This window comes from Patiriisocius hiemis, from assembly GCF_031846325.1.
In the GTDB taxonomy this organism is placed as follows: Bacteria; Bacteroidota; Bacteroidia; order Flavobacteriales; family Flavobacteriaceae; genus Patiriisocius_A; species Patiriisocius_A hiemis.
Map to the genome: position 1 here is coordinate 132544 of NZ_JAVRHZ010000007.1, position 20647 is coordinate 153190.

Sequence of the window (20647 nt, forward strand, 5' to 3'; positions counted from 1 at the left end):
GTATATAAAAATGCAAATAGATAAAAATCAATTATTACGTTTTACAACTGCAGGGAGTGTAGATGATGGGAAAAGTACCTTAATTGGTAGATTACTATACGACTCAAAAGCTATTTTTGAAGATCAATTAGAAGCCGTAGAGAATACAAGCAAGAAAAAAGGACATGAAGGAGTTGACCTTGCTTTGTTTACAGATGGATTAAGAGACGAAAGAGAACAAGGAATAACTATAGATGTTGCGTATAGATATTTCACTACCCCAAAGCGTAAATTTATTATTGCAGATACTCCAGGGCATATTCAATATACAAGAAATATGGTCACAGGAGCTTCTACAGCAAATGCAGCTTTAATTTTAATTGATGCTCGTAATGGAGTAATTGAACAAACAAAGCGACACGCATTTATAGCTTCTTTATTACAAATACCGCATCTTATTGTGTGTGTTAATAAAATGGACCTTGTAGAATATTCTCAAGAAACATACAATAAGATTGTACAACAATTTGAGGCATTTTCGTCTAAGCTATATACAAAAGATATTCGATTTATTCCTATAAGCGCACTAGATGGAGATAATGTTGTAAATAGATCTACCAACATGGACTGGTATCAAGGAGCGCCATTACTTCACACACTAGAACATTTACACATTAGTAGTGATTTTAATAAAATTGATGCGCGTTTTCCAGTACAAACTGTGTTAAGACCACAAAGAGAAGGCTTTATTGATTATAGAGGCTACGCGGGAAGAGTAGCAAGTGGAATTTTTAGACCTAATGATGAGGTAACTATAATGCCATCTGGTTTCACTTCAAAAATTAAAACCATAGACACGCTTGAAGGCACTCTAGAAGAAGCTTTTGCACCTATGTCTGTATCAATAACTCTAGAGGATGATATAGATATAAGTAGAGGGGATATGATTGTAAAAACCAATAATAAACCAGAACCTTTACAAGAGTTTGATGCAATGCTTTGTTGGCTAAACAATAGCCCTGCGAGACCTAGAGCAAAATATACTATTGTACATACATCTAATGAGCAAAAAGCAATGATAAAAGATGTAGTTTACAAAATAGATATAAATAGCTATACCAGAAATGAAGAAGAGAAAGACCTAGCTATGAATGATATTGCTCGTATTAAAATAAGAACTACCAGGCCATTAATGATAGATGGATATCGTGATAATAGAGTAACGGGAAGCTTTATTTTAATAGATGATACAACCCACGAAACGGTTGCCGCAGGTATGATTGTCTAATTTTTGACTAAAAATAGTAAGCTATGATTAGCCATAAACATAAATGCATATTTGTTCATGTTCCAAAAGCAGCAGGAATAAGTATAGAAGAAATATTCTTGGACGATCTTAACTTAAATTTTCAAAACCGTATGGCGTTATTGTTAGGTAAAAATACTAATAAGTCATTGGGGCCACCATTTGTTTCACATCTAACATCATCAGAATACATTACTCAACATTTTATAACTCAAAAGCAATTTGAGACTTATTTTACTTTTGGCTGGGTTAGAAACCCTTATGACCGTGTTTATTCATTTTATAAATATTTGGGTTATAAAAGTTTAATGAGTTTTGAAAAATTTGTTATAAACTATATGCCAAATTTAATCAATGATAAAAATATTAAATACTTTCTTCAACCTATGTGGAATTATTTATCCATTGACGGTAAGATAGCGGTTAAGTATGTTGGTAAATTAGAAAATATTGAGTCTGATATTTTAGAGGTGTTTAAAAATAGTAAAATAGAGAGAAGAAATATACCACATTCAAATAATTCAAAAGAGATATCTTTAAGAGAAAAGACAAAACGTATATTCAGAATATTAAAGAAAAGCCCATTAGCTTTTAGACATTGTTTGGTTTCTAAAAAATCAAAAAAAAAGGAATGGACAGATGAAATGAAAAATGTAATATATACAATTTACAAAGTAGACTTTTTAAATTTTAATTATGATAAATGATTAAAAGCATTTTACTTTATAAAAAGCAACTCTTACTCTTAGCAATAAGATTTATTGGTATAATTTCTCTTTTTTTAAGCTTTAAATTAATTAATTTAATTTCTGATGAAGTTACCTTCGGTGTTTTTTCTATAATTGTGGTTTTTTCACAAATTGGAAGTTTAGTAGGAAGTTTTGGAATCCCTGTTTTAACTATGAAAATGTTATGTTCATTTCCTCCAGAAAAAAGAATTTCAAATATTAATAACATATTAATAAGCAAGGGTTTCTCTGGAGTAGTTACAAATACATTTTTTGTTTGTGTGTTACTACTATCATTATATGCTTTTTTCCCAAGTATGTTTATTTCAGGCTTTGGTTGGATGGAAATAGGGTCTGTTGTGCTTTCTACATTGTTTATGAGTTTAATAAACTTCAATAGTCAAATACTTAGATCTGATAATAAAACTCTATCATATCAATGGCTTAATGGGAATTTACCTTATTTAATATTTTCAATTTTATTAGTGTGTTGCTATTTTTTGAAACTATCAAATAATTGGATTTTTCTTTTGTATGTAATTAGTTATTTAATTACATGCTTATACTCATTTATAATTTGTTTAAAGCTGGAAGTTTCATTTAAGTATAGTTTTAGTATTGCCTACTATGCTGATATTCTTAAAAAAGCATTTGACTTTTTTTCAACTCAATTTATACAGCAAGCTTTTAATTGGGTTACATTATTAATAACTGCATATTTAATAAGCGAAATTGATACAGGTGGTATTAATATTATTGTAAAGTATATTTCATTAACTAGCTTATTCTTACTTGTTACAAATGCCTATAAAGGACCAGAATATACCTACCTGTTTGCTGAAGGTGAAATTAAAAAACTAAATCAAAGTATTTCATCAAATACTCGTTTTATAGTTTTGTGTAGTACTCCCCTAATAATAATAATGATGATTTTTCCATCATTTTTTTTAGGATTGTTTTCTATTAAATATGTTCACTTATCTAATGTGTTTTTGGTAATGTTAATTGGTACTTTAGTGAATACTTTTTGTGGTAGTGTTGGAATGTTAATGCAAATGACACAACAGCAAACAAGATTTAGAAATATAATGTTTATAGCGTTATTATTACATATAATACTTTCTTTTATTCTCTCAAAAGGGTATGGTGTTTTAGGTCTAGGTGTTAGTTTAGCAATAGTTATGATTTACTGGAATATTCATTCTTCTATTATTTTACAGAGAAAACATGGTGTTATTTCATATTTTAAATTTTAGTTAAATTGATTGACTATTCTAAAAATATCAAAACCAAAAAAAGAGAAGCCATCTTTATCTTAATATTTGTATTCTTTTTTTTGTTAATAGGAGTTTATTTTAATTTATTTTTTTCAGTTATAGCTCTTACGTTTGGAACATTAATCTTCGTAAGTTTTAAATTTAGAAAGTTTCCTTTTTTTATATTACACTATATCAATCCTTTTCTAATACTTCATTTTCAAAGTTTCCTTTTTTGGAAATTACTAACCAAACAAACTATAAATATTGAGCTATCAGAAAAATATCTTATAGTAGGAATAATAGCTTTTTTTGTGGTGAATATTTTCTATATCGCATTCGGGAAGTTTGATATTAATAAGTTTGATATTAAAAACATAATTAATAAAAAGATTTTCTTAATAATAAAATACGTTTCCTTAGGAGCGTTATTGTTTTACTTATACTTTATATCTTCAAGTAATCTTTTTGAGGATAAACGAGCTATTAAAGACTTTTTACTTCAAAATACAATATTCTCATATATATATGCTCTATCAAACTTTTTTTTAATCTGTGTTTTTTATGAGCTTTTACTCTTTAGAAATAACAATAAAAAGTTTTTTTGGCTCATAACTATTTATGGAATTATTTTTTTATTCGTTTTTCTTATTTTGGGTGAAAGGGATTTGTTATTCTCATTTGGTATAGCTATACTTTTTGTTGTTTTTGTAAGAAGCGAAAAATTTAGAATATTACCATATTATTTATTTGTTACGGCTTTAATTTTTGCAGGCCCTTATTCTCAGCTTTTTAAATCTGCATTATTAAAAAATTCTCAAACTGTAGATTTAAATGAGATTGGGTTTTTGAATAATGGTTTCGATGATTTCATGACCTCAGGCTTAAATATGGAAAGAGTTTATTACTTAAATGATTTAAAGCCTGTTGATCGGCAGATGATTCTTTCAGATATTGGAAATGTAATTGATATTACTCAAAATTCTGGAAACTGGTATAATCGTGTATTTCTTGGTAGACAGATTGGGACTACTGGTTATGGATTTTCGCTTCCATTAACTGGCTATATGGATTTCGGATACTTTGGTGTTGTATTTGTTTACTTAATTGTAAGCTTTATAATTATTCTTATATCTAAAAGGCTATCTCATAATTTGATAGGTTTGGGAATGATTATTTTTATGATTTCATTGATAAGCTATGCTCAAAGACAAGATTTAGCATATATCCTAAATTTTGTAGTAAAGTTTATTTTAATACCTTATTTTCTTTTGACAAGTAAAGTATTTGTTAAAGAAGATTCATATTCAAATTAAAACAAGTTATTATGCACGGTAGAGATTTATTTAGCAAATACAAGTTTTTAATTAAAATATCCATTTGGTTTTTTAAGATATTTCCAAATGGGATTAGGCTCTTTTTTTGGAACTGTACATCCCCATTTTCTGGCATTTTTGCAATTGGAATTAGATATTCAATATTAAAAACAATGGTTAAATCTTGTGGAGATAATATTAGAATAGGAAGCAATGTTAGGATTTTAGGATGGGAACATTTAGATGTAGAGTACAATATAAGTATCCACGATAATTGCTACATAGATGCAACTGGAGGATTGACCTTAGAAAATAATGTTTCTATAGCACACTCTTCTTCAATATTAACTACCAATCACGGATGGAGTGATACAACATTGCCAATTAAGTATAACCCAATTAAAAAATCACCTGTACACATTAAAAGTGATGTTTGGGTAGGTTGTGGATGTAGAATTTTAAACGGAGTAACCATATATAGCAGGGCTGTAGTTGCTGCAGGAGCTGTTGTAAATAAAGATGTTGAAGAAAACTCAGTCTATGGAGGCGTTCCAGCAAAAAAGATTAAAGATATATGAAGTTATTATTTGTTCATGATCATCCTTTTTATAAAGATGCTAACAATGTCTACAGCGGAGGTGGGCTTCCAAAAATAACTTGGGATAAATATTTAACTGTATTTTCATCAATAAACGTAATAGGGAGAAAAAGTGTTAGTAAAAAAGATAAAAAAACACTTAGCTCTGGAAACCCCAATGTTACTTTTAATTTACTAAACGAGTATAGTTCTGTAAAAGCACTTTTTTTAAATTACAAAACAATCAATAACATATTAAAAGTAGAGATTGAAAATTCAGACTTTATTATTGTTAGACTTCCAAGTGTTTTAGGAGTTATCGCTGCCAGAAAAGCTAAAAAACTCAAGAGAAAAATTATTGTAGAGCAAGTAGGTAATGGGAGAGAGGCATTTAATACCTATGGCAAAACGTTGTATAAAGTAATTGCTCCATTCTTTGATTATCTAAATAAAAAGATTGTTAAATATGCAGATTATGTAGTGTATGTTACTCCAAAAAAACTACAAAGAGATTATCCAACTCAACAACCTAATATTGATATTTCTAACGTTATTATTAAAAGCATTAAGTCTCAAAAAGAAATAAATTTTGATAAGTTTTCTGAGGATATATTTAAAATTGGATTAATAGGTGGTTTTGATGCAAAGTATAAAGGACAAGACGTTTTATTAAATGCAATAAGCATGCTTGAGTCACAAATTGTAAACTCTATTGAAATCCATTTAGTTGGGAAAGGAAATTACGATTGGATACTAGAAATAGCAAAGAAATTAGGGATAAATGACAATATAAAGTTTATAGGTCCTCTTAAATCTGGTGATGAAATTTTTAATTTTTTAGAAACATTACAACTCTATGTACAACCATCATTAACCGAAGGTTTACCAAGAGCAATGATAGAAGCAATGAGTGTGGGCTGTCCAGTATTGGCTTCAAAAGTAGGAGGGATGCCAGATGTAATTCAAGATATGTTTTTGCATGATGCAAAAAATGCAAAAAAACTTTCAACCCAAATTAATTATTTATATAACAATAGAGAAGTATTGGTAGAAGCATCTAAAAACAATTTAACTGCTGCAAAACCGTTTCTAAAAACAAATCTTGAAAAAAAGTTTGCAAATTTTTACACAAAAATTATCAATGAAAAATAATCCTATTTTGCTGTGAATAAACTTGTAAGAATTACAACAGTTCCCTTATCTCTTGAAAAGTTACTTGAAGGACAACTTTCCTTTATGAGTAAACATTTTGAGGTGTTAGCAGTTTCTTCTCAAGAAGAAAGATTAAAAAAATTTGGTAAAGAGAATAATGTAAGAACAAAATATATAAACCTAACACGCAAAATAACACCTTTTAAAGATATAATTGCCTTATTTAAGATGTATTCTTTTTTAAGAAAAGAAAAACCATTAATAGTACATACACACACACCTAAAGCTGGAATTGTTGGAATGGCAGCAGCGTTTTTTGCTCGTGTACCTATACGTTTACATACCGTAGCCGGGCTACCATTAATGGAAGAAAAAGGATTCAAAAAAAAACTATTAGTTTTTATTGAAAAGTTGACATATGCGTTTTCAACAAAAGTATACCCTAACTCTTCGGGACTTTATAATTTCATAATTAAATACAAGTTTACACGTCCAAATAAACTTAAAATAATTGGCAATGGTAGTAGCAACGGTATAGACACGAAATACTTTTCTACCTCTCATTTTTCAGAAGTGGAAATAGAAAAAAAAAGAGAAGAACTAAAAATAAAAAAGCAAGATTTTGTCTTTATTTTTGTGGGAAGAATAGTAAAGGATAAAGGAATAAATGAACTCGTAAATGCTTTTGTAACGCTTAATAAAACACAGGAAAACAGTAAACTGCTTTTAATTGGTCCTTTTGAGGATGATTTAGACCCCTTAACTAACCTAACCTTACATAACATAAAAACAAATGAAAATATAATAACCACAGGCTATAAGATAGATGTAAGACCCTATTTTGCAGTAAGTGATGCACTTATTTTTCCTAGTTACAGAGAAGGGTTACCAAATGTTGTATTACAAGCAGGTGCTATGAAGTTACCTTCTGTTGTAAGTGATATAAATGGAAATAATGAAATAATAACTAATAACAAAAACGGACTTATAATTCCAGTAAAAGATTCCTTAATTTTACTAGAAGCAATGAAGAAAATTAGCAATAATAAAACATTGTACAATGATTTAAAGCAAAACGCTAGAGTTGCTATTGAAACTAAATATAACCGTGCAATTCTCTGGGAACAAATTTTAGAAGAATATACACATTTAATCAAGGCTATAAAGTAAAATTAATGTATCGCAATTTTTTAAAACCTTTATTAGATTTTTTTGTAGCAATAGTATTATTTGTTATTCTTCTTCCTTGCTTTATAGTCATAGTTATTCTTTTAACTATAGTACAAAAAACAAATCCGTTTTTCTTACAGAAAAGACCAGGGAAGCATGAAAAAATATTCAGCATTATCAAGTTTAAAACTATGAATAATGCTACCGATAACAAAGGTGATTTATTGCCAGATAACGAGAGGATTACTGGTTTAGGGAAATTTGTTCGTTCTACATCGTTAGATGAAATTCCTCAATTATTAAATGTTATTAAAGGAGATATGAGTATTGTAGGGCCTAGACCATTACTTCCAGAATATTTACCGTTATATAACGAATTTCAAAAAAAGAGACATCAAGTAAAACCAGGAATTACTGGTTACGCACAAGTTAATGGTAGAAATGCGATTTCGTGGGAAAAGAAGTTTGAATTTGATATATGGTATGTTAACAATCAATCCTTTATGCTAGATTTTAAAATTTTACTTTTAACTCTAAAAAAAGTATTTGTAAGAGAAAATATAACTGCAAAAGACCATGTTACAACAACAAAATTTACAGGAAATTTATGAATTCAGTAAAACAGAAACTTGAAATAGCTATAGAGCGCTCTGAAGCAGCTTATGAGTTATATATTGAAAATAAGCTTTTTTTTCAAGCCAATAGAATTTATAAAGCTAATCTTGTAGTATATAATTTGTTAAACGAATATGTTTTTTCTTGTTCTAAAACCATAAGACCACAGGTGTATAATTATATATTTCATTTAGAAGATTGGTTTGGGCAATTTGAATACACTAAAGAGCAACTAAAAACTAAAACAGATGAATTTGCTTTTGTAAAATGGAACGGAGCAATTTCATTTCCTATTTCATTTTTGGAAAATTTAAAAAAAGAAATATGAGATATGCATTTGCAGGTGATAGAGATATAAGTATTAAGATTTTAAAGTGTTTGTTAATTAGGGGACATAGGCCCTTAGCTTTATTTGTAGTAAATGGCCAAAATGCCTCTCATAGTGAAGAATTAGTGAGACTAACAGACCTTGAAAAAGACTTAGTTTTTTATGGTAAAGAATTTACATATCCTAATAACCTAGAAAAACTAAAGTCACTAAACTTAGACTATATTTTCGGAATACATTTTCCATACATAATTCCAGAGAATGTTTTAAAAATTCCTAAAATTGGATTTCTTAATCTTCACCCTGCCTTTTTACCTTATAATAAAGGGTGGCATACACCTTCTTGGTCAATTTTACAAAGAACACCCTATGGTGCTACTTTGCATTTTATGGCTTCAGAGCTTGATAAAGGAGATATAATACATCAAAAGCAAATTGAAATATTGCCAACAGATACAGCAGATAAGCTTTATAAACGTACTTTAGCATTAGAAGAAGAAGTGTTTGTGGAAGCTATTCCAATGCTTGAAAATTTAAAACCAACTAGAGACCTACAAATAAAGGATGGGACATCCCATAATAAAAAGGATCTTAAAAAAATTCAAAAAATAAATCTTTCAGATAAAGTAACTTTCCAAGAAGCAATAGATTTCTTTAGAGCCTTAACAACAAATGATATTAGTGAAGCTGCTTATTTTGAAATAGGAGAAGAAAAGTTTGCTGTCCAAATAGATATAAAGAAACTCAATAATGAAAAATAAGATTTACTTATCCTCTCCTCACATGGGAGGTAGTGAGCGTAATTATGTTACTAATGCTTTTGACACTAATTGGATTGCTCCACTAGGTCCTAATGTGACTGGTTTTGAAAAAGATATAGAAACTTATTTAGGCAACAAAAGTAATGTAGCAGCATTAAGTTCAGGTACAGCAGCAATCCATTTGGCATTAATTTTATTAGATGTTTCAAAAGGGGACGAAGTTATTTGCCAAAGCATGACATTTTCGGCATCTGCAAACCCAATTGTTTATCAGGGCGCTACTCCTATTTTTGTGGATAGTGAGCCAGAAACATGGAATATTTGTCCTTTACACCTTGAAGAAGCTATTAAAGATCGAATAAAAAACGGTAAAAAACCAAAAGCAATTATAGCAGTACATCTTTATGGAATGCCTTATAAAGTTGATGAGGTAATTGCAATATCAAAAAAATACGAGATTCCAATTATAGAAGACTCAGCAGAAGCGCTAGGAAGCACTTATAAGAGTCAAAACTGCGGAACGTTTGGAGATATAGGAGTGCTTTCTTTTAATGGAAATAAAATTATTACTACTTCGGGAGGAGGTGCTTTAGTAACTAAGAATCCAGATGTTAAACAGAAGGCCATATTTTTGGCTACTCAGGCTAGAGATACTGCACCACATTATCAGCATAGTGAAATAGGCTATAATTATAGATTAAGTAATATTTGTGCAGGAATCGGAAGAGGACAAATGGAGGTGTTAGACAATCATATTTCACTTAGAAGACAAATGAACGCTTTTTATCAAGAAATCTTTCATGATATAGAAGGTGTTTCTGTTTTTACTGAAAAAAGTAAAGACCTATTCTCAAACCATTGGCTCACGTGTATTTTAATAAACCAACAAAAAATAGGATTTTCACCAAGCGATTTACGCATTCATTTGGCTAGTCTTCAAATAGAATCTAGACCTTTATGGAAGCCCATGCATTTACAACCAGTATATAAAGAAGCACCATATTATGGGAAAAACATATCAGAAAAACTGTTTGCTACTGGGTTATGTCTACCTTCTGGCTCCAACTTAACCAATGAAGGAAAAAATAGAATTAAAATTGGTATTCAAGATTTTTTAAATAAGTATCTTTAAACTAAAAAATACTGTTGAAACTTCCTCAAAAAATATTTAAACACCTTTCTAAAGGTGATAATAGGTTAGAGTTACTTAACCAAAACTATCTTCCAAGGTGGGTTGTTGTATTAATTGATGTTTTATTAGTTACTACTTCTATGGTAGTTGTGTATTTGGTTTTATTAAATACACCATTGAAATTTTACGATGTATTTTCGCTGCCTCTTCAAGGATTACTAGCACTTCTTGTAAACTGTATAGGTTTTTTTCTATTTAAAACTTATTCCGGAATTATAAGGCATTCAACATTTACAGATATAATAAAAGTTGCATTTGCATCTTTTTCTACAGGGGCTATTCTTATCTTACTCAATATTTTTATTGAGCAAGTCCAAGATCAAAGAATATTTTTGACAACTTCAATTATACTATATGCCTTTTTATCTTTTACTAGTATGATTCTTTTTAGAATTGGTGTAAAAGAAAGCTATCAGCTTTTATTAAAAACTTCAGATTCGAGCTCAAAAAAGAAAGTTGCCATTATCGGAATTGACGACCACACCATAGCTCTCGGTAAGGCACTTACCACAGAGGTTAACTCCAACTACGAGTTAATGGGGTTTCTTACAAAAAAAATTACTTCAAGTAGTTATGAAATTGTAGGAAAGCCAGTAATTTCTATCAAAAACTCTATAGAAGAAGCGTTAGAAAGGATGAGGGTGAATAGTATTATTATTGCTAGTGATTCTATTTCAGGAAAAGAAAAAAATGAAATTGTAGAAGTTTGTTTAGAAAAAAATATAGAGGTGCTTAATGTCCCTAACATTCAAACTTGGAAAAGTAAGGCAGATATCAAAAACTTTATAAAGCCTATTCAAATTGAAGACTTATTGGATAGAGCGTCTATTTCTCTTGATACTGAAAAAATAGAAAATCACCTTCAAGGTAAAACAATTCTAGTAACCGGAGGGGCAGGCTCTATTGGCAGCGAGATTGTAAAGCAAATAGCAAAATTTTCACCAGAGTTAATCGTTGTTTTAGATCAAGCCGAAAGTGCCTTACATGAATTGGACATTTATCTTTCACAAAATTTACCACAACTAAACTTTATTACAGAACTCGCAGATGTAAGTAATATGTATAGAATGGGCTTACTGTTTAAAAAATACAACTTTAACTTGGTGTATCATGCAGCTGCTTATAAGCATGTACCTCTTATTGAAAGAAACCCTCACGAAGCAATTTATGTTAATATACTTGGAACAGTTAATCTTTCTATTTTATCAACTAGTTATGATGTAGAAAAATTTGTAATGATCTCTACAGATAAAGCTGTAAACCCAACCAATGTAATGGGTGCTTCAAAACGTGCTGCCGAGATTTATGTACAATCACTTCAAAATGAAAAAGGAGTTAATACAAAGTTTATTACAACCAGGTTTGGTAATGTTTTAGGATCTAATGGTTCTGTGATTCCACATTTTAAAAAACAAATTTCTCAAGGAGGTCCAGTAACTGTTACTCATAAAAATATTATTCGTTATTTTATGACAATTCCAGAAGCATGCCAATTAGTTTTGCAAGCTGGCACAATGGGAAATGGTGGAGAGATTTATGTTTTTGACATGGGTAAACCTAAAAAAATTCTTGATTTAGCAGAGAAAATGATTAGACTTTCAGGCTTTGAACCATATAGTGATATAGATATAAAAATTACAGGATTACGTCCTGGCGAAAAGCTATACGAAGAGTTACTAACTGATTCCTCTAAAGTGCAACCCACATATCATCCTAAAATTATGATTGCAAAAGTTGCAGCCGAAGAGTTTTCTGAAACTAAAAAAAGTATAAAAAATATTATTAAAGCGGCTACTAGAAAAGAAGACGCGCAGGTTGTAAAATTACTCAAGAAAATAGTTCCAGAGTATAAAAGCGAAAATTCGAAATTTGTAAAGTTAGACGATAATTAAAATAAAAAGGTTTACAATAAACTTATATTTGCAAGTGTATGAAAATAATTAAAATTGTATCCATAATATTTCTTGCCTTAGTAAGTAGTTGCGTTCCTAGAAAAGATATTGCTTATTTTCAAAATATAGAATCTTTGGCAGCAACTCAAAACAAGGAAGTAACAAGTATTACAATACAGCCAAGTGATTTATTATCTATTGTTGTTTCTGCTAGAAATATAGAAGCAGCAAGACCCTTTAACCTTCTAGTAGAAACAAGACCTACCTCTAATGACCTTGCCGCTTTAAACCTAAATAATTTTCAGCAGCAGCCTTATTTAGTTTCTGAAGCTGGGACTATAATTTTTCCAGAATTAGGTGAAATTGAAGTAAAAGATCTTAGCATTACACAGCTTAATGCAAAGCTCACAAACCTTTTAAAAACATACCTCAAAGAGCCAGTAGTATCTATTAGGTTACTCAATTTTCAAGTTAGTGTACTTGGGGAAGTTACTAGACCTGGTACTTTTCCAGTTGTTAACGAGCGGCTTTCACTCCCAGCTGCACTTGGTTTAGCAGGAGATTTAACTATTTATGGTCAGCGTGACAATATACTTGTCCTTAGAGAAAAAGATGGAAAAAAAGTATATAAGTATGTAGATATTACAGATGCAAGTTTTATCAATTCAGACTACTATTACTTACAACAAAATGACATCGTGTACGTTGAGCCTAACAATGCACAAAGACAAAGTTCAAGCTTTAATAGAAACTCATCAATTTACGTAGGTATTGCGTCCCTGTTAGTTTCAGTTTTGGTTTTAATATTTAGATAAATTATGTCGCAATCCAAGCAAATACAACAAACTGAGCCTACACTTAAAGAACAAGTTGGTAGATATACACGCTACTGGCCTTGGTTTATACTTACAATGCTTTTTGCTGTGATTGCTGCTTTTACTTTTTTACGATATTCCACAGCTATCTATGAAAGTGAGACAACAATATTAATTAAAGATGAACAAAACAGCTCGCTCTCTGAGCTAGCAGCTTTTCAAGATTTAGGTTTAGCAGGAGGGTTAAACTCTGCTAGTTTTGAAAATGAAATCCAGATTTTAAAATCAAAATCTTTGATTGAAAGAGTTGTAGAAAGACTAGATTTAAACATACGTTATTTTAAGGATGGGAATGTAAAAGATTCAGAGTTATTTGACAATAAACCTTTTTCTGTAAATATCCTTACACCCAATAATGAAATTTCATACCCTATCAAAGAATTCTTTGTTCAATTACTTCCTGATGAAAGCTTTGCAATATTTTCTGAAAATCAAGAAAAAGCAAATTACAAATATGGGGACATTATAAAAATGCCTTTTGGAGATATTATTATTAATAAAGAGTTGGTAGATAATAATCGCTTTAAAGAAAATGACACATATAGAATTAAAGTCCAAAATCTAGAAAACCTAGTAATTTCATTAAGAAATACAATTAGTGTCTCTAGAGTAAGTAAGTTTGCTAGTGTTTTAAAGATATCTTTAGCAACTCCTACCCCAGAAAAATCTGAAGCTATATTAAATGCTTTAGTAATATTATACAATGAAGATGCAGTAAATGATAGAAACCTTGTTTCAAATAATACTGCAAATTTTATTGAAAAAAGATTAGCTATAATCACTAAAGAGTTAGACTCTGTAGAAAGTGATAAAGTGATCTTTAAAGAGGACCAAAACCTTACTAATATTGAAGCCGAAGGCCAGTTGTTTATAGAAAATCTTTCTGAATTCAATAAGAAAAGAGCAGAAGTAGATACACAAATACAGCTTGTGAATTCTGTAAAATCCTATATGCAATCTGCTGACACCTATGCGTTACTCCCGTCTAATATTGGTATTAAAGAGGTACAGTTAGCAAGTTTAATAGAGAACTATAATACATTGCTTTTGCAAAGACAGAAACTGCTTTCTTCTTCTACAGAAGCTAATCCTGTAGTACAAACCTTAAATAGTCAAGTAGCTGAATTAAGAAATACTATTACAAAAAACCTCACAAGTTTAGAGCAATCTTTAGCAATACAAAGTAGAAAACTAAATACCCAAGGAGGACAAATAAACTCTGAAATTTCTGAAATTCCTTCCTTAGAAAAAGGGTTGCGTGATATTATACGGCAACAAGAGATTAAGGAAACTTTATACCTTTACTTGCTTCAAAAGAGAGAAGAAACAGCAATATCACTTGCAGTAACAACTCCAAAAGCAAAAATTATTGATACCGCATATACAAAAGTTGCTCCTGTATTTCCTAAAAAACTTTTAATCTACGGGATTTCACTAGTATTAGGTTTTATTTTTCCTATTGGTGTTATTTATGGTAAGGACTTATTCAATACTAAAGTTTCAAATAGAAAAGATATTACAAATGTGATTCCTTCATTTTCAATTATTGGAGAAATTCCAAGACTTAAAAAGGGTGATTCTGAGTTAGTAGGTGTTAATGATAGAAGTATGCTTGCAGAAGCTTTTCGTATACTTCGTACCAATTTGCAGTATTTATTTGTTAATAAACCTGAAGGCAAGAAAAAAATATTTGTGACGTCTACTATAAAAGGCGAAGGGAAAACCTTTGTGGCATTCAATCTTGCCCTCACATTAGCTTTAACAGGTAAAAAAGTTGTACTTGTTGGTGCAGATATTAGAAATCCTCAATTACATAGATATATTAAAAATAAAACTACCTCTCACAAAGGACTTACTGAATATATTGTTGACGACTCTATTACTGCAAATTCTTTAACTATAAAGAGTGAAAGTTACGATAATCTAGATATAATTTTATCTGGAACAATACCTCCAAACCCTGCAGAGTTATTAATGCAAGATCGCACAAGTCAATTTTTTAATGAGCTTAATGATTCTTACGATTACATTATTGTAGATACTGCTCCTTCAATGCTTGTAACAGACACCTTATTAATTAATAAGTTAGCAGATATAACTTTATATGTTTTTAGAGCAGGTTATACTGATAAAGACTTATTAGAGTATTGTAAAGATGTAACTAGTCAAGGTAAATTAACTAATGTTTCTGGTGTATTAAATAACGTAGATATCAATAACTTTGGTTATGGTAATAAATATGGATATAGCTATACAACAGATAAAATTCCTTGGTACAAGAGGTTCTTAAGCTAATGAGGTTTTGTGTTTTACTTTTATATCTTTTAGGTAACATCTTTACAGTTTTTTCTCAACAACTTAAAGTAGTTGGAGAAATAGAAATTGGGGGTTTATATGCTAATCAAGACAACCTCCCTTTTTGGATGTACACCAATACTTCTAACACAGTTTCTCCACTTACAAATGCTGTCTTGCAAGGCTCTATTGCAGTATCTTATAATCTAACAAATACCTCTAGCATTGAAGCTGGTTCAACGCTTTTATTAAGGGATGGCTTTAATGATAATTTTCAGCGAAGAGATTTATATTTAAAATTTGAAAATAATTGGGTTAAAGCAATTTTAGGTTCTAAAAAAGTAGAAGAAAGACTTGATGGATTGTCCAGTACAAATCAGAATTTTTTATGGTCTAATAACTCTAGGCCTCTTCCAGGATTATTAATAGAAGCACCCATTCCTTTAAAATTATCAAATAGCATAGGTTTAGACTGGGGTATTGCTCATTACCAGCTTAACGATAATCGTTTTGTTAAAGATACTCGTGTTCACTACAAACATCTTGGAGCTATTTTTTCTTTAAATGAAACCAATAAAATTACAGCCAGAATACAACATTTTGCACAATGGGGAGGAAACTCTCCAGAGTTTGGAAAATTAGAAGATGACTTTAATGCATTTGTTGATGTTTTCTTTGCAAAGCGTTCTCAAGAAAATAGTTTAGAAGGAGAGAGTCGTAATGCTTTAGGAAACCATCTTGGAACCTATTTTTTAGAATATGAATTCTCAACAGGGTTGGGTATATTTAAACTCTATCACGAACACCCTTTTGAAGATGGCTCTGGAACGCGCTTAGCTAATTTTCCAGATGGTATATGGGGTGTGTATTTAAAAACAAAACAAAGTAATATTTTTTCTGCTGTATTATATGAGTATATAACCACCCAAAACCAAAGTGGCACAACAGGATTTAGCGGAAAAGATAATTATTTTAATAATATGATATATAAATCTGGGTGGACTTATGATTCAACCATTATTGGTCTTCCTTTTTTTGTTTTTGATTCTTCTATTGTTAATAATGAGAATGAAAGAAATCCAGTAGTTATAAATAGCATTTCTGCGCATCACTTCGCTGTAAAAGGATTTATAGGAAAATTTAATTATGAAGCTAAAGCAAGCTATGTTGAAAGACTTGGAACTGTTTTCAATCCTTTAGATAGATCATTAAAAGATGTCCATTCTTATAGTTCAATTTCAAGAAATTTCAAGGATATAGGCACCTTTATACTACAGGTTGGACTAGACTTTGGTAATAGTAGTGATACTAATATAGGGGGAGGAATTACTTATAAGTACAGTTTTTAAAAATAAAAAAGCCCGAAAAAAATGCTCGGGCTTTTCAAAATAATATTAATTGTACTTACTTTATTGCAACAAGTTCCAAATCAAAAGTAAGGTCATGTCCGGCTAAAGGATGATTTGCATCTACAATAATATGATCATCTTTTACCTCTGTTACACGTAGTTGTCTTTCTGTACCATCTGGGTTTTTTGCCATAAGTCCCATACCTACTTCTGGCTTTATTTCTTGTGGTAAATTATCTTTAGGAACAGACTGAAACAATTCTTTTTGAACTTCTCCATACGCTTCTTGCTTTGGGATAGTAATTGTTTTCTTTTCACTTACTTTCATGTCCAAAAGTCCTTTCTCAAAACCAGGAATTAATGCTCCTTGTCCTAAAGTAATTTCTAGTGGTTCTCTCTCCACAGAACTATCAAAAACTTGTCCGTTACCTAGTTTTCCTGTGTAATGTACTTGTACAGTATCATTATTTTTTACTTGACTCATACTATTGTTTTTCAAATTTAAGATGCAAAGGTATAAGTAGTGTATAGAACGCCAAAAGTATTCTGTATTAATCCTTTAGATTGTGAAAACCTTAACAATTAATTGTTAATTATCGATTTTACTGTCTCTCAAAATGTGTGTCAAGAAAAGCAAGTCTATCTTTTAACCATTTAGTAAGGTATGCTAAATCGTTTTCTGCAACATTAGTTTCTGGCCATGCAATATGTTCTCTTTCATAGATATTATTTTCTAAATAAAAAGAATGAAGTTTTTTAACCTTAGAGAGTATAGAGTTTGTACTGTATTCATCTTCTCTAAGTAATGTCCAACGCTCTTTTACTCTTTTATTAAAATTAGCTGCATTTGTGGTGATAAGTCTATCAAAAAAGTGATTACTTAAAATATCATTTGTGGTTGAAATACGTTTTCCATCCTGTATTTGTCCCATAACTCCATCTAGATCCCAAGGAACAAAAAAGTAAGGAGTATCTTTATTATATCTAGCAAGAAAATAATTTTTTCCCATGTTATCTGTTGCTCGCAATAAGTTAATGAACAAAAAATAATCTATTGCATTATCAATGTCAAAATACGTTGCAATATTAGTTTTAAACTCTTCATCGGTTGCTGTTGCTATCAAACTTACAAGTTTGTATAAATCATTATAATGAGCAACGTAGTCTTCATATGGATATCGCATTCCAAAGCCATTCCATTCTGGAAATGCATTATTAAAATCTTCAATACTTTTAAATGCAGTACCTCCAGCATATCTGTTTGCCTTAAATAACTCACCAAACACAATTTTTAAGCTGTCATCATATTTTTTAAGTTGAAGTTGCTTTCTATCTATTTGCTCAGAAAAGTAATAAACTCCGTGATACTCGTTATTCAAAAAAACTTCTGCAAGCAATAAATCCAATCCACTTTTAGAAGTAGGTTCCTGATCAGTATATGAAAGTTTTCTTATTGCTAACCACAATTTATTACTTACATAAGAGCGTAATTTTAAAGGCTCATTATACATACTGTTAAACTGCCAGTCGTCATCTTTTCTAAGTGTATTAAACTTATAATCTTTCGTTTTTTTAGTTTCAGTATCTTTCCAAAATTCCATGTCGTAAGACTTCTTTGGATAGCGTAAAGCACTATTTCCTCTTAATTCAATTCCTGCAGTAGATACTACTATATCACTCTTACTGCCATAACTAAATTGAGCAACTATTTTCGGTTCATTAACTATAGAGTCTTGAGTTTGTAATTTTATAATAGGTAAACTTGAAAAGTATAGAGTATATGTTTCTTTTTCAGTAAAAACAGTATATTTTGTCTCGGTTGATGGTTTAACACTTCCTTTTTCAAAAGAATACTCCGTAGTATCAATAACTATTTTAGAGTAGGAGTTATTCATTTTTTGGCTTTCATAATTAAGATGACATACAATAATTTTATTGTTAGTGTCCACACCGCAAAACTCTGAATCTAAAGAAAGTGATTGCGCACAGGCTGTAAAGCTTAAAACACAAATAAATAGAAGTAAACTAAAGTTAATTTTCATAATAGTATAAAAAAATAAAGGTACAGATTTAAATTATTTATGAAATTGCTAAGATATTTCATATTTGCAATTGTTTATCTTTAAAAATAAAGTACGGCACTTATTTTGTGCAAAATTTATTATGAAATACTACACCTTCATTCTTGCTCTTTTCTTTTCAATAGTAATGCCAGGCTATACTTTATTTTCTCAAGTTTCACAAAATGAAGCAAAAAAACCTAAGTTAATCGTTGGGGTAGTGGTAGATCAAATGCGATATGATTACTTAACAAAATTTTCAAATAAATATGGAGAAGGAGGTTTCAAAAAACTTGAGAGGGAAGGACATAATTTTAAAAATAACTACCTTAATTACGTTCCTACTAAAACAGCACCTGGGCATGCTTCAATTTATACTGGTACAACACCAAGTGTACATGGAATCATAAACAATAGCTGGTATAATAAAAAATTAAAAAAAATTGAATATTGCGTAAATGATCCTAACGTTTCTCCTGTTGGCACGGGGAGTAAAGTCGAAAGACACTCACCAAATAACTTACTCGTAGAAACTATAGGAGATGCAAATACAATCGCTACAAATGGCAAAGGTAAAACTATAAGCATAGCATTAAAAAGCAGAGCAGCCATTCTTTCTGGTGGTAAGAAAGCAGATGCAGCTTACTGGTTTAGAGGAAAGGGGCAAGGAGGTTGGATAACTTCTTCATACTATACGGAGCAGCTCCCAGAATGGGTAAGAAAATTTAATGAATCTGAAAAGGTAGACATTTATTTAGACACGTGGAATACGCTATTACCTATAGAGAGTTATACTGAAAGTACTAGAGATAATACCAGTTTTGAAAGAGGGTTTAATGGAAAAGAAAAGGTAACATTCCCTTATAACTTAAAAGCACTTGCTCCAGAAAATGGAAATTATGACATATTAAAATACACACCATTTGGAAATAGCCTTACGTTAGATTTTGCCTTAGCAGCACTAGAGAATGAAGCTTTGGGAAAAGATGAGTTTACCGATTTTTTACTTATTAGTTTTTCAAGTACAGATTATATTGGACATAATTTTGGGGTAAATGCTATTGAGACAGAAGATGCTTATTTAAGACTTGATAGAGATATTGAACGCATGTTACTAGAGCTTAATAAAAAGGTAGGAAAAGAAAACTATACTTTGTTTTTAACAGCAGATCATGGCGCTTTAGAAAATTCAAATTTTTTAAAATCTGAAGGTATTGCAGCAAGTTATTTTAAGGAAGGATCTTTTAAATCAGATTTAAAAACAAAGATGTTTGCTTTGTATAAGGATGTAAATGTTATTGAAGATATTTCTAATAATCAAATATATTTCAATAAAGAAAAAATAAAAGAACTAGGATTAACAGTAGAAGAGCTTACTAAGAATATTTTAATTTTTCTTAACGACTATCCCATGATTGCAAAAGCCTTAAGTAGAAAGCAAATACTTTCACAAGAGTTTACAAGTACTAAAGCCCAATACATACAAAAAGGGTTTCATAAGGAACGAGGTGGAGATATATATTATGTTTTAGAACAAAATACTGCTGTTTATGCACAAAGTGGCTCTGGGCATGGAAGCCTTTACGAATATGATTCACATATTCCTCTATTATTTTATGGAGCTAGAATCAAAAAAGGTGAGACAAATGAAAGAACTTATAGCACAAGTATAGTGGCGACTATTGCAGAAATAATCGACTTAAAAATTCCAGATACAGCATCTAATTTGAGCTTAAAGTGTATAAAACTTTAATTTCTTTCAAATTTCAAGCTAATTATAAGAGTCTCTTTTTAAA

At 30.2% G+C, this 20647-nt stretch carries 19 protein-coding genes; 16 read left to right on the forward strand and 3 right to left on the reverse strand.

From position 1 onward, the window contains the following. The first annotated feature begins 10 nt into the window (after positions 1 to 10). On the forward strand, positions 11 to 1267 hold the full coding sequence (locus RM538_RS11505) for a sulfate adenylyltransferase subunit 1 (protein ID WP_311333588.1): 1257 nt from the start codon (positions 11 to 13) through the stop codon (positions 1265 to 1267). A gap of 23 nt (positions 1268 to 1290) precedes the next feature. Then, positions 1291 to 1992, forward strand: coding sequence for a sulfotransferase family 2 domain-containing protein (locus RM538_RS11510; protein WP_311333589.1), 702 nt, complete (start codon positions 1291 to 1293; stop codon positions 1990 to 1992). A 16-nt stretch (positions 1993 to 2008) separates the two neighbouring features. On the opposite strand, the gene RM538_RS11515 is transcribed toward RM538_RS11510, so the two are convergent. Then, positions 2009 to 2410, reverse strand: a complete 402-nt coding sequence (locus RM538_RS11515) for a hypothetical protein (protein WP_311333590.1) — start codon at positions 2408 to 2410, stop codon at positions 2009 to 2011. A 133-nt stretch (positions 2411 to 2543) separates the two neighbouring features. On the opposite strand from RM538_RS11515, the gene RM538_RS11520 reads away from it, so the two are divergent. The 13 genes from RM538_RS11520 (at position 2544) to RM538_RS11580 (ending at position 16791) form a co-directional block, all read left to right on the forward strand. Continuing rightward, positions 2544 to 3269 carry a lipopolysaccharide biosynthesis protein gene (locus RM538_RS11520; protein ID WP_311333591.1) on the forward strand — a complete coding sequence of 242 codons (726 nt, stop codon included), beginning with the start codon at positions 2544 to 2546 and terminating at the stop codon, positions 3267 to 3269. Between the two features lie 5 nt (positions 3270 to 3274). Next, positions 3275 to 4585 carry an O-antigen polymerase gene (locus RM538_RS11525; protein WP_311333592.1) on the forward strand — a complete coding sequence of 437 codons (1311 nt, stop codon included), beginning with the start codon at positions 3275 to 3277 and terminating at the stop codon, positions 4583 to 4585. 173 nt (positions 4586 to 4758) lie between these two features. Next, positions 4759 to 5163, forward strand: a complete 405-nt coding sequence (locus RM538_RS11530) for an acyltransferase (protein WP_311333593.1) — start codon at positions 4759 to 4761, stop codon at positions 5161 to 5163. Continuing rightward, a complete protein-coding gene (locus tag RM538_RS11535; protein WP_311333594.1) occupies positions 5160 to 6314 on the forward strand; it encodes a glycosyltransferase in 1155 nt (384 codons plus the stop codon). Before RM538_RS11530 ends, RM538_RS11535 begins: the two co-directional genes overlap by 4 nt. A gap of 12 nt (positions 6315 to 6326) precedes the next feature. Next, complete coding sequence (locus RM538_RS11540) at positions 6327 to 7484, forward strand: glycosyltransferase family 4 protein (RefSeq protein ID WP_311333595.1); 1158 nt, start codon at positions 6327 to 6329, stop codon at positions 7482 to 7484. A gap of 5 nt (positions 7485 to 7489) precedes the next feature. Continuing rightward, positions 7490 to 8095 carry a sugar transferase gene (locus tag RM538_RS11545; RefSeq protein WP_311333596.1) on the forward strand — a complete coding sequence of 202 codons (606 nt, stop codon included), beginning with the start codon at positions 7490 to 7492 and terminating at the stop codon, positions 8093 to 8095. Next, positions 8092 to 8427 (forward strand): hypothetical protein, encoded by a 336-nt coding sequence (locus RM538_RS11550; RefSeq protein ID WP_311333597.1) that lies wholly within the window; start codon positions 8092 to 8094, stop codon positions 8425 to 8427. The genes RM538_RS11545 and RM538_RS11550 overlap by 4 nt, the downstream gene beginning before the upstream one ends. After that, complete coding sequence (locus RM538_RS11555) at positions 8424 to 9188, forward strand: formyltransferase family protein (protein WP_311333598.1); 765 nt, start codon at positions 8424 to 8426, stop codon at positions 9186 to 9188. The genes RM538_RS11550 and RM538_RS11555 overlap by 4 nt, the downstream gene beginning before the upstream one ends. Next, on the forward strand, positions 9178 to 10320 hold the full coding sequence (locus RM538_RS11560) for a DegT/DnrJ/EryC1/StrS family aminotransferase (protein WP_311333599.1): 1143 nt from the start codon (positions 9178 to 9180) through the stop codon (positions 10318 to 10320). Before RM538_RS11555 ends, RM538_RS11560 begins: the two co-directional genes overlap by 11 nt. A gap of 14 nt (positions 10321 to 10334) precedes the next feature. Then, positions 10335 to 12272 carry a polysaccharide biosynthesis protein gene (locus RM538_RS11565; RefSeq protein ID WP_311333600.1) on the forward strand — a complete coding sequence of 646 codons (1938 nt, stop codon included), beginning with the start codon at positions 10335 to 10337 and terminating at the stop codon, positions 12270 to 12272. 38 nt (positions 12273 to 12310) lie between these two features. After that, positions 12311 to 13087: a polysaccharide biosynthesis/export family protein gene (locus tag RM538_RS11570; RefSeq protein ID WP_311333601.1), complete on the forward strand. Its 777-nt coding sequence runs from the start codon at positions 12311 to 12313 to the stop codon at positions 13085 to 13087. Positions 13088 to 13090: 3 nt separating this feature from the next. Beyond that, complete coding sequence (locus tag RM538_RS11575; protein WP_311333602.1) at positions 13091 to 15442, forward strand: GumC family protein; 2352 nt, start codon at positions 13091 to 13093, stop codon at positions 15440 to 15442. Next, the gene (locus tag RM538_RS11580; RefSeq protein WP_311333603.1) at positions 15442 to 16791 is read left to right on the forward strand and encodes a capsule assembly Wzi family protein; all 1350 of its coding nucleotides are present in this window, start codon (positions 15442 to 15444) and stop codon (positions 16789 to 16791) included. Before RM538_RS11575 ends, RM538_RS11580 begins: the two co-directional genes overlap by 1 nt. Positions 16792 to 16846: 55 nt before the next feature. Here the strand turns inward: RM538_RS11580 and RM538_RS11585 are convergent, their stop codons facing one another. Together RM538_RS11585 and RM538_RS11590 are read right to left on the reverse strand one after the other, a co-directional pair. Next, a complete protein-coding gene (locus tag RM538_RS11585; protein WP_311333604.1) occupies positions 16847 to 17275 on the reverse strand; it encodes an FKBP-type peptidyl-prolyl cis-trans isomerase in 429 nt (142 codons plus the stop codon). A gap of 118 nt (positions 17276 to 17393) precedes the next feature. Continuing rightward, positions 17394 to 18833: a CotH kinase family protein gene (locus tag RM538_RS11590; RefSeq protein WP_311333605.1), complete on the reverse strand. Its 1440-nt coding sequence runs from the start codon at positions 18831 to 18833 to the stop codon at positions 17394 to 17396. Between the two features lie 121 nt (positions 18834 to 18954). Between RM538_RS11590 and pafA the strand changes: the two genes are divergently transcribed. After that, complete coding sequence (gene pafA / locus RM538_RS11595; RefSeq protein WP_311333606.1) at positions 18955 to 20604, forward strand: alkaline phosphatase PafA; 1650 nt, start codon at positions 18955 to 18957, stop codon at positions 20602 to 20604. Positions 20605 to 20647 lie beyond the last annotated feature (43 nt).

What these genes read in the sequence shown, in the direction of transcription:
- RM538_RS11580 (WP_311333603.1), top strand. Translation starts at nt 15,442, where the DNA reads ATGAGGTTTTGTGTTTTACTTTTATATCTTTTAGGTAACATCTTTACA.
- RM538_RS11555 (WP_311333598.1), top strand. Translation starts at nt 8,424, where the DNA reads ATGAGATATGCATTTGCAGGTGATAGAGATATAAGTATTAAGATTTTA.
- RM538_RS11590 (WP_311333605.1), bottom strand. Translation starts at nt 18,833, where the DNA reads ATGAAAATTAACTTTAGTTTACTTCTATTTATTTGTGTTTTAAGCTTT.
- RM538_RS11545 (WP_311333596.1), top strand. Translation starts at nt 7,490, where the DNA reads ATGTATCGCAATTTTTTAAAACCTTTATTAGATTTTTTTGTAGCAATA.
- RM538_RS11560 (WP_311333599.1), top strand. Translation starts at nt 9,178, where the DNA reads ATGAAAAATAAGATTTACTTATCCTCTCCTCACATGGGAGGTAGTGAG.
- RM538_RS11510 (WP_311333589.1), top strand. Translation starts at nt 1,291, where the DNA reads ATGATTAGCCATAAACATAAATGCATATTTGTTCATGTTCCAAAAGCA.
- RM538_RS11575 (WP_311333602.1), top strand. Translation starts at nt 13,091, where the DNA reads ATGTCGCAATCCAAGCAAATACAACAAACTGAGCCTACACTTAAAGAA.
- RM538_RS11535 (WP_311333594.1), top strand. Translation starts at nt 5,160, where the DNA reads ATGAAGTTATTATTTGTTCATGATCATCCTTTTTATAAAGATGCTAAC.
- pafA (WP_311333606.1), top strand. Translation starts at nt 18,955, where the DNA reads ATGAAATACTACACCTTCATTCTTGCTCTTTTCTTTTCAATAGTAATG.
- RM538_RS11505 (WP_311333588.1), top strand. Translation starts at nt 11, where the DNA reads ATGCAAATAGATAAAAATCAATTATTACGTTTTACAACTGCAGGGAGT.
- RM538_RS11585 (WP_311333604.1), bottom strand. Translation starts at nt 17,275, where the DNA reads ATGAGTCAAGTAAAAAATAATGATACTGTACAAGTACATTACACAGGA.
- RM538_RS11530 (WP_311333593.1), top strand. Translation starts at nt 4,759, where the DNA reads ATGGTTAAATCTTGTGGAGATAATATTAGAATAGGAAGCAATGTTAGG.
- RM538_RS11570 (WP_311333601.1), top strand. Translation starts at nt 12,311, where the DNA reads ATGAAAATAATTAAAATTGTATCCATAATATTTCTTGCCTTAGTAAGT.
- RM538_RS11550 (WP_311333597.1), top strand. Translation starts at nt 8,092, where the DNA reads ATGAATTCAGTAAAACAGAAACTTGAAATAGCTATAGAGCGCTCTGAA.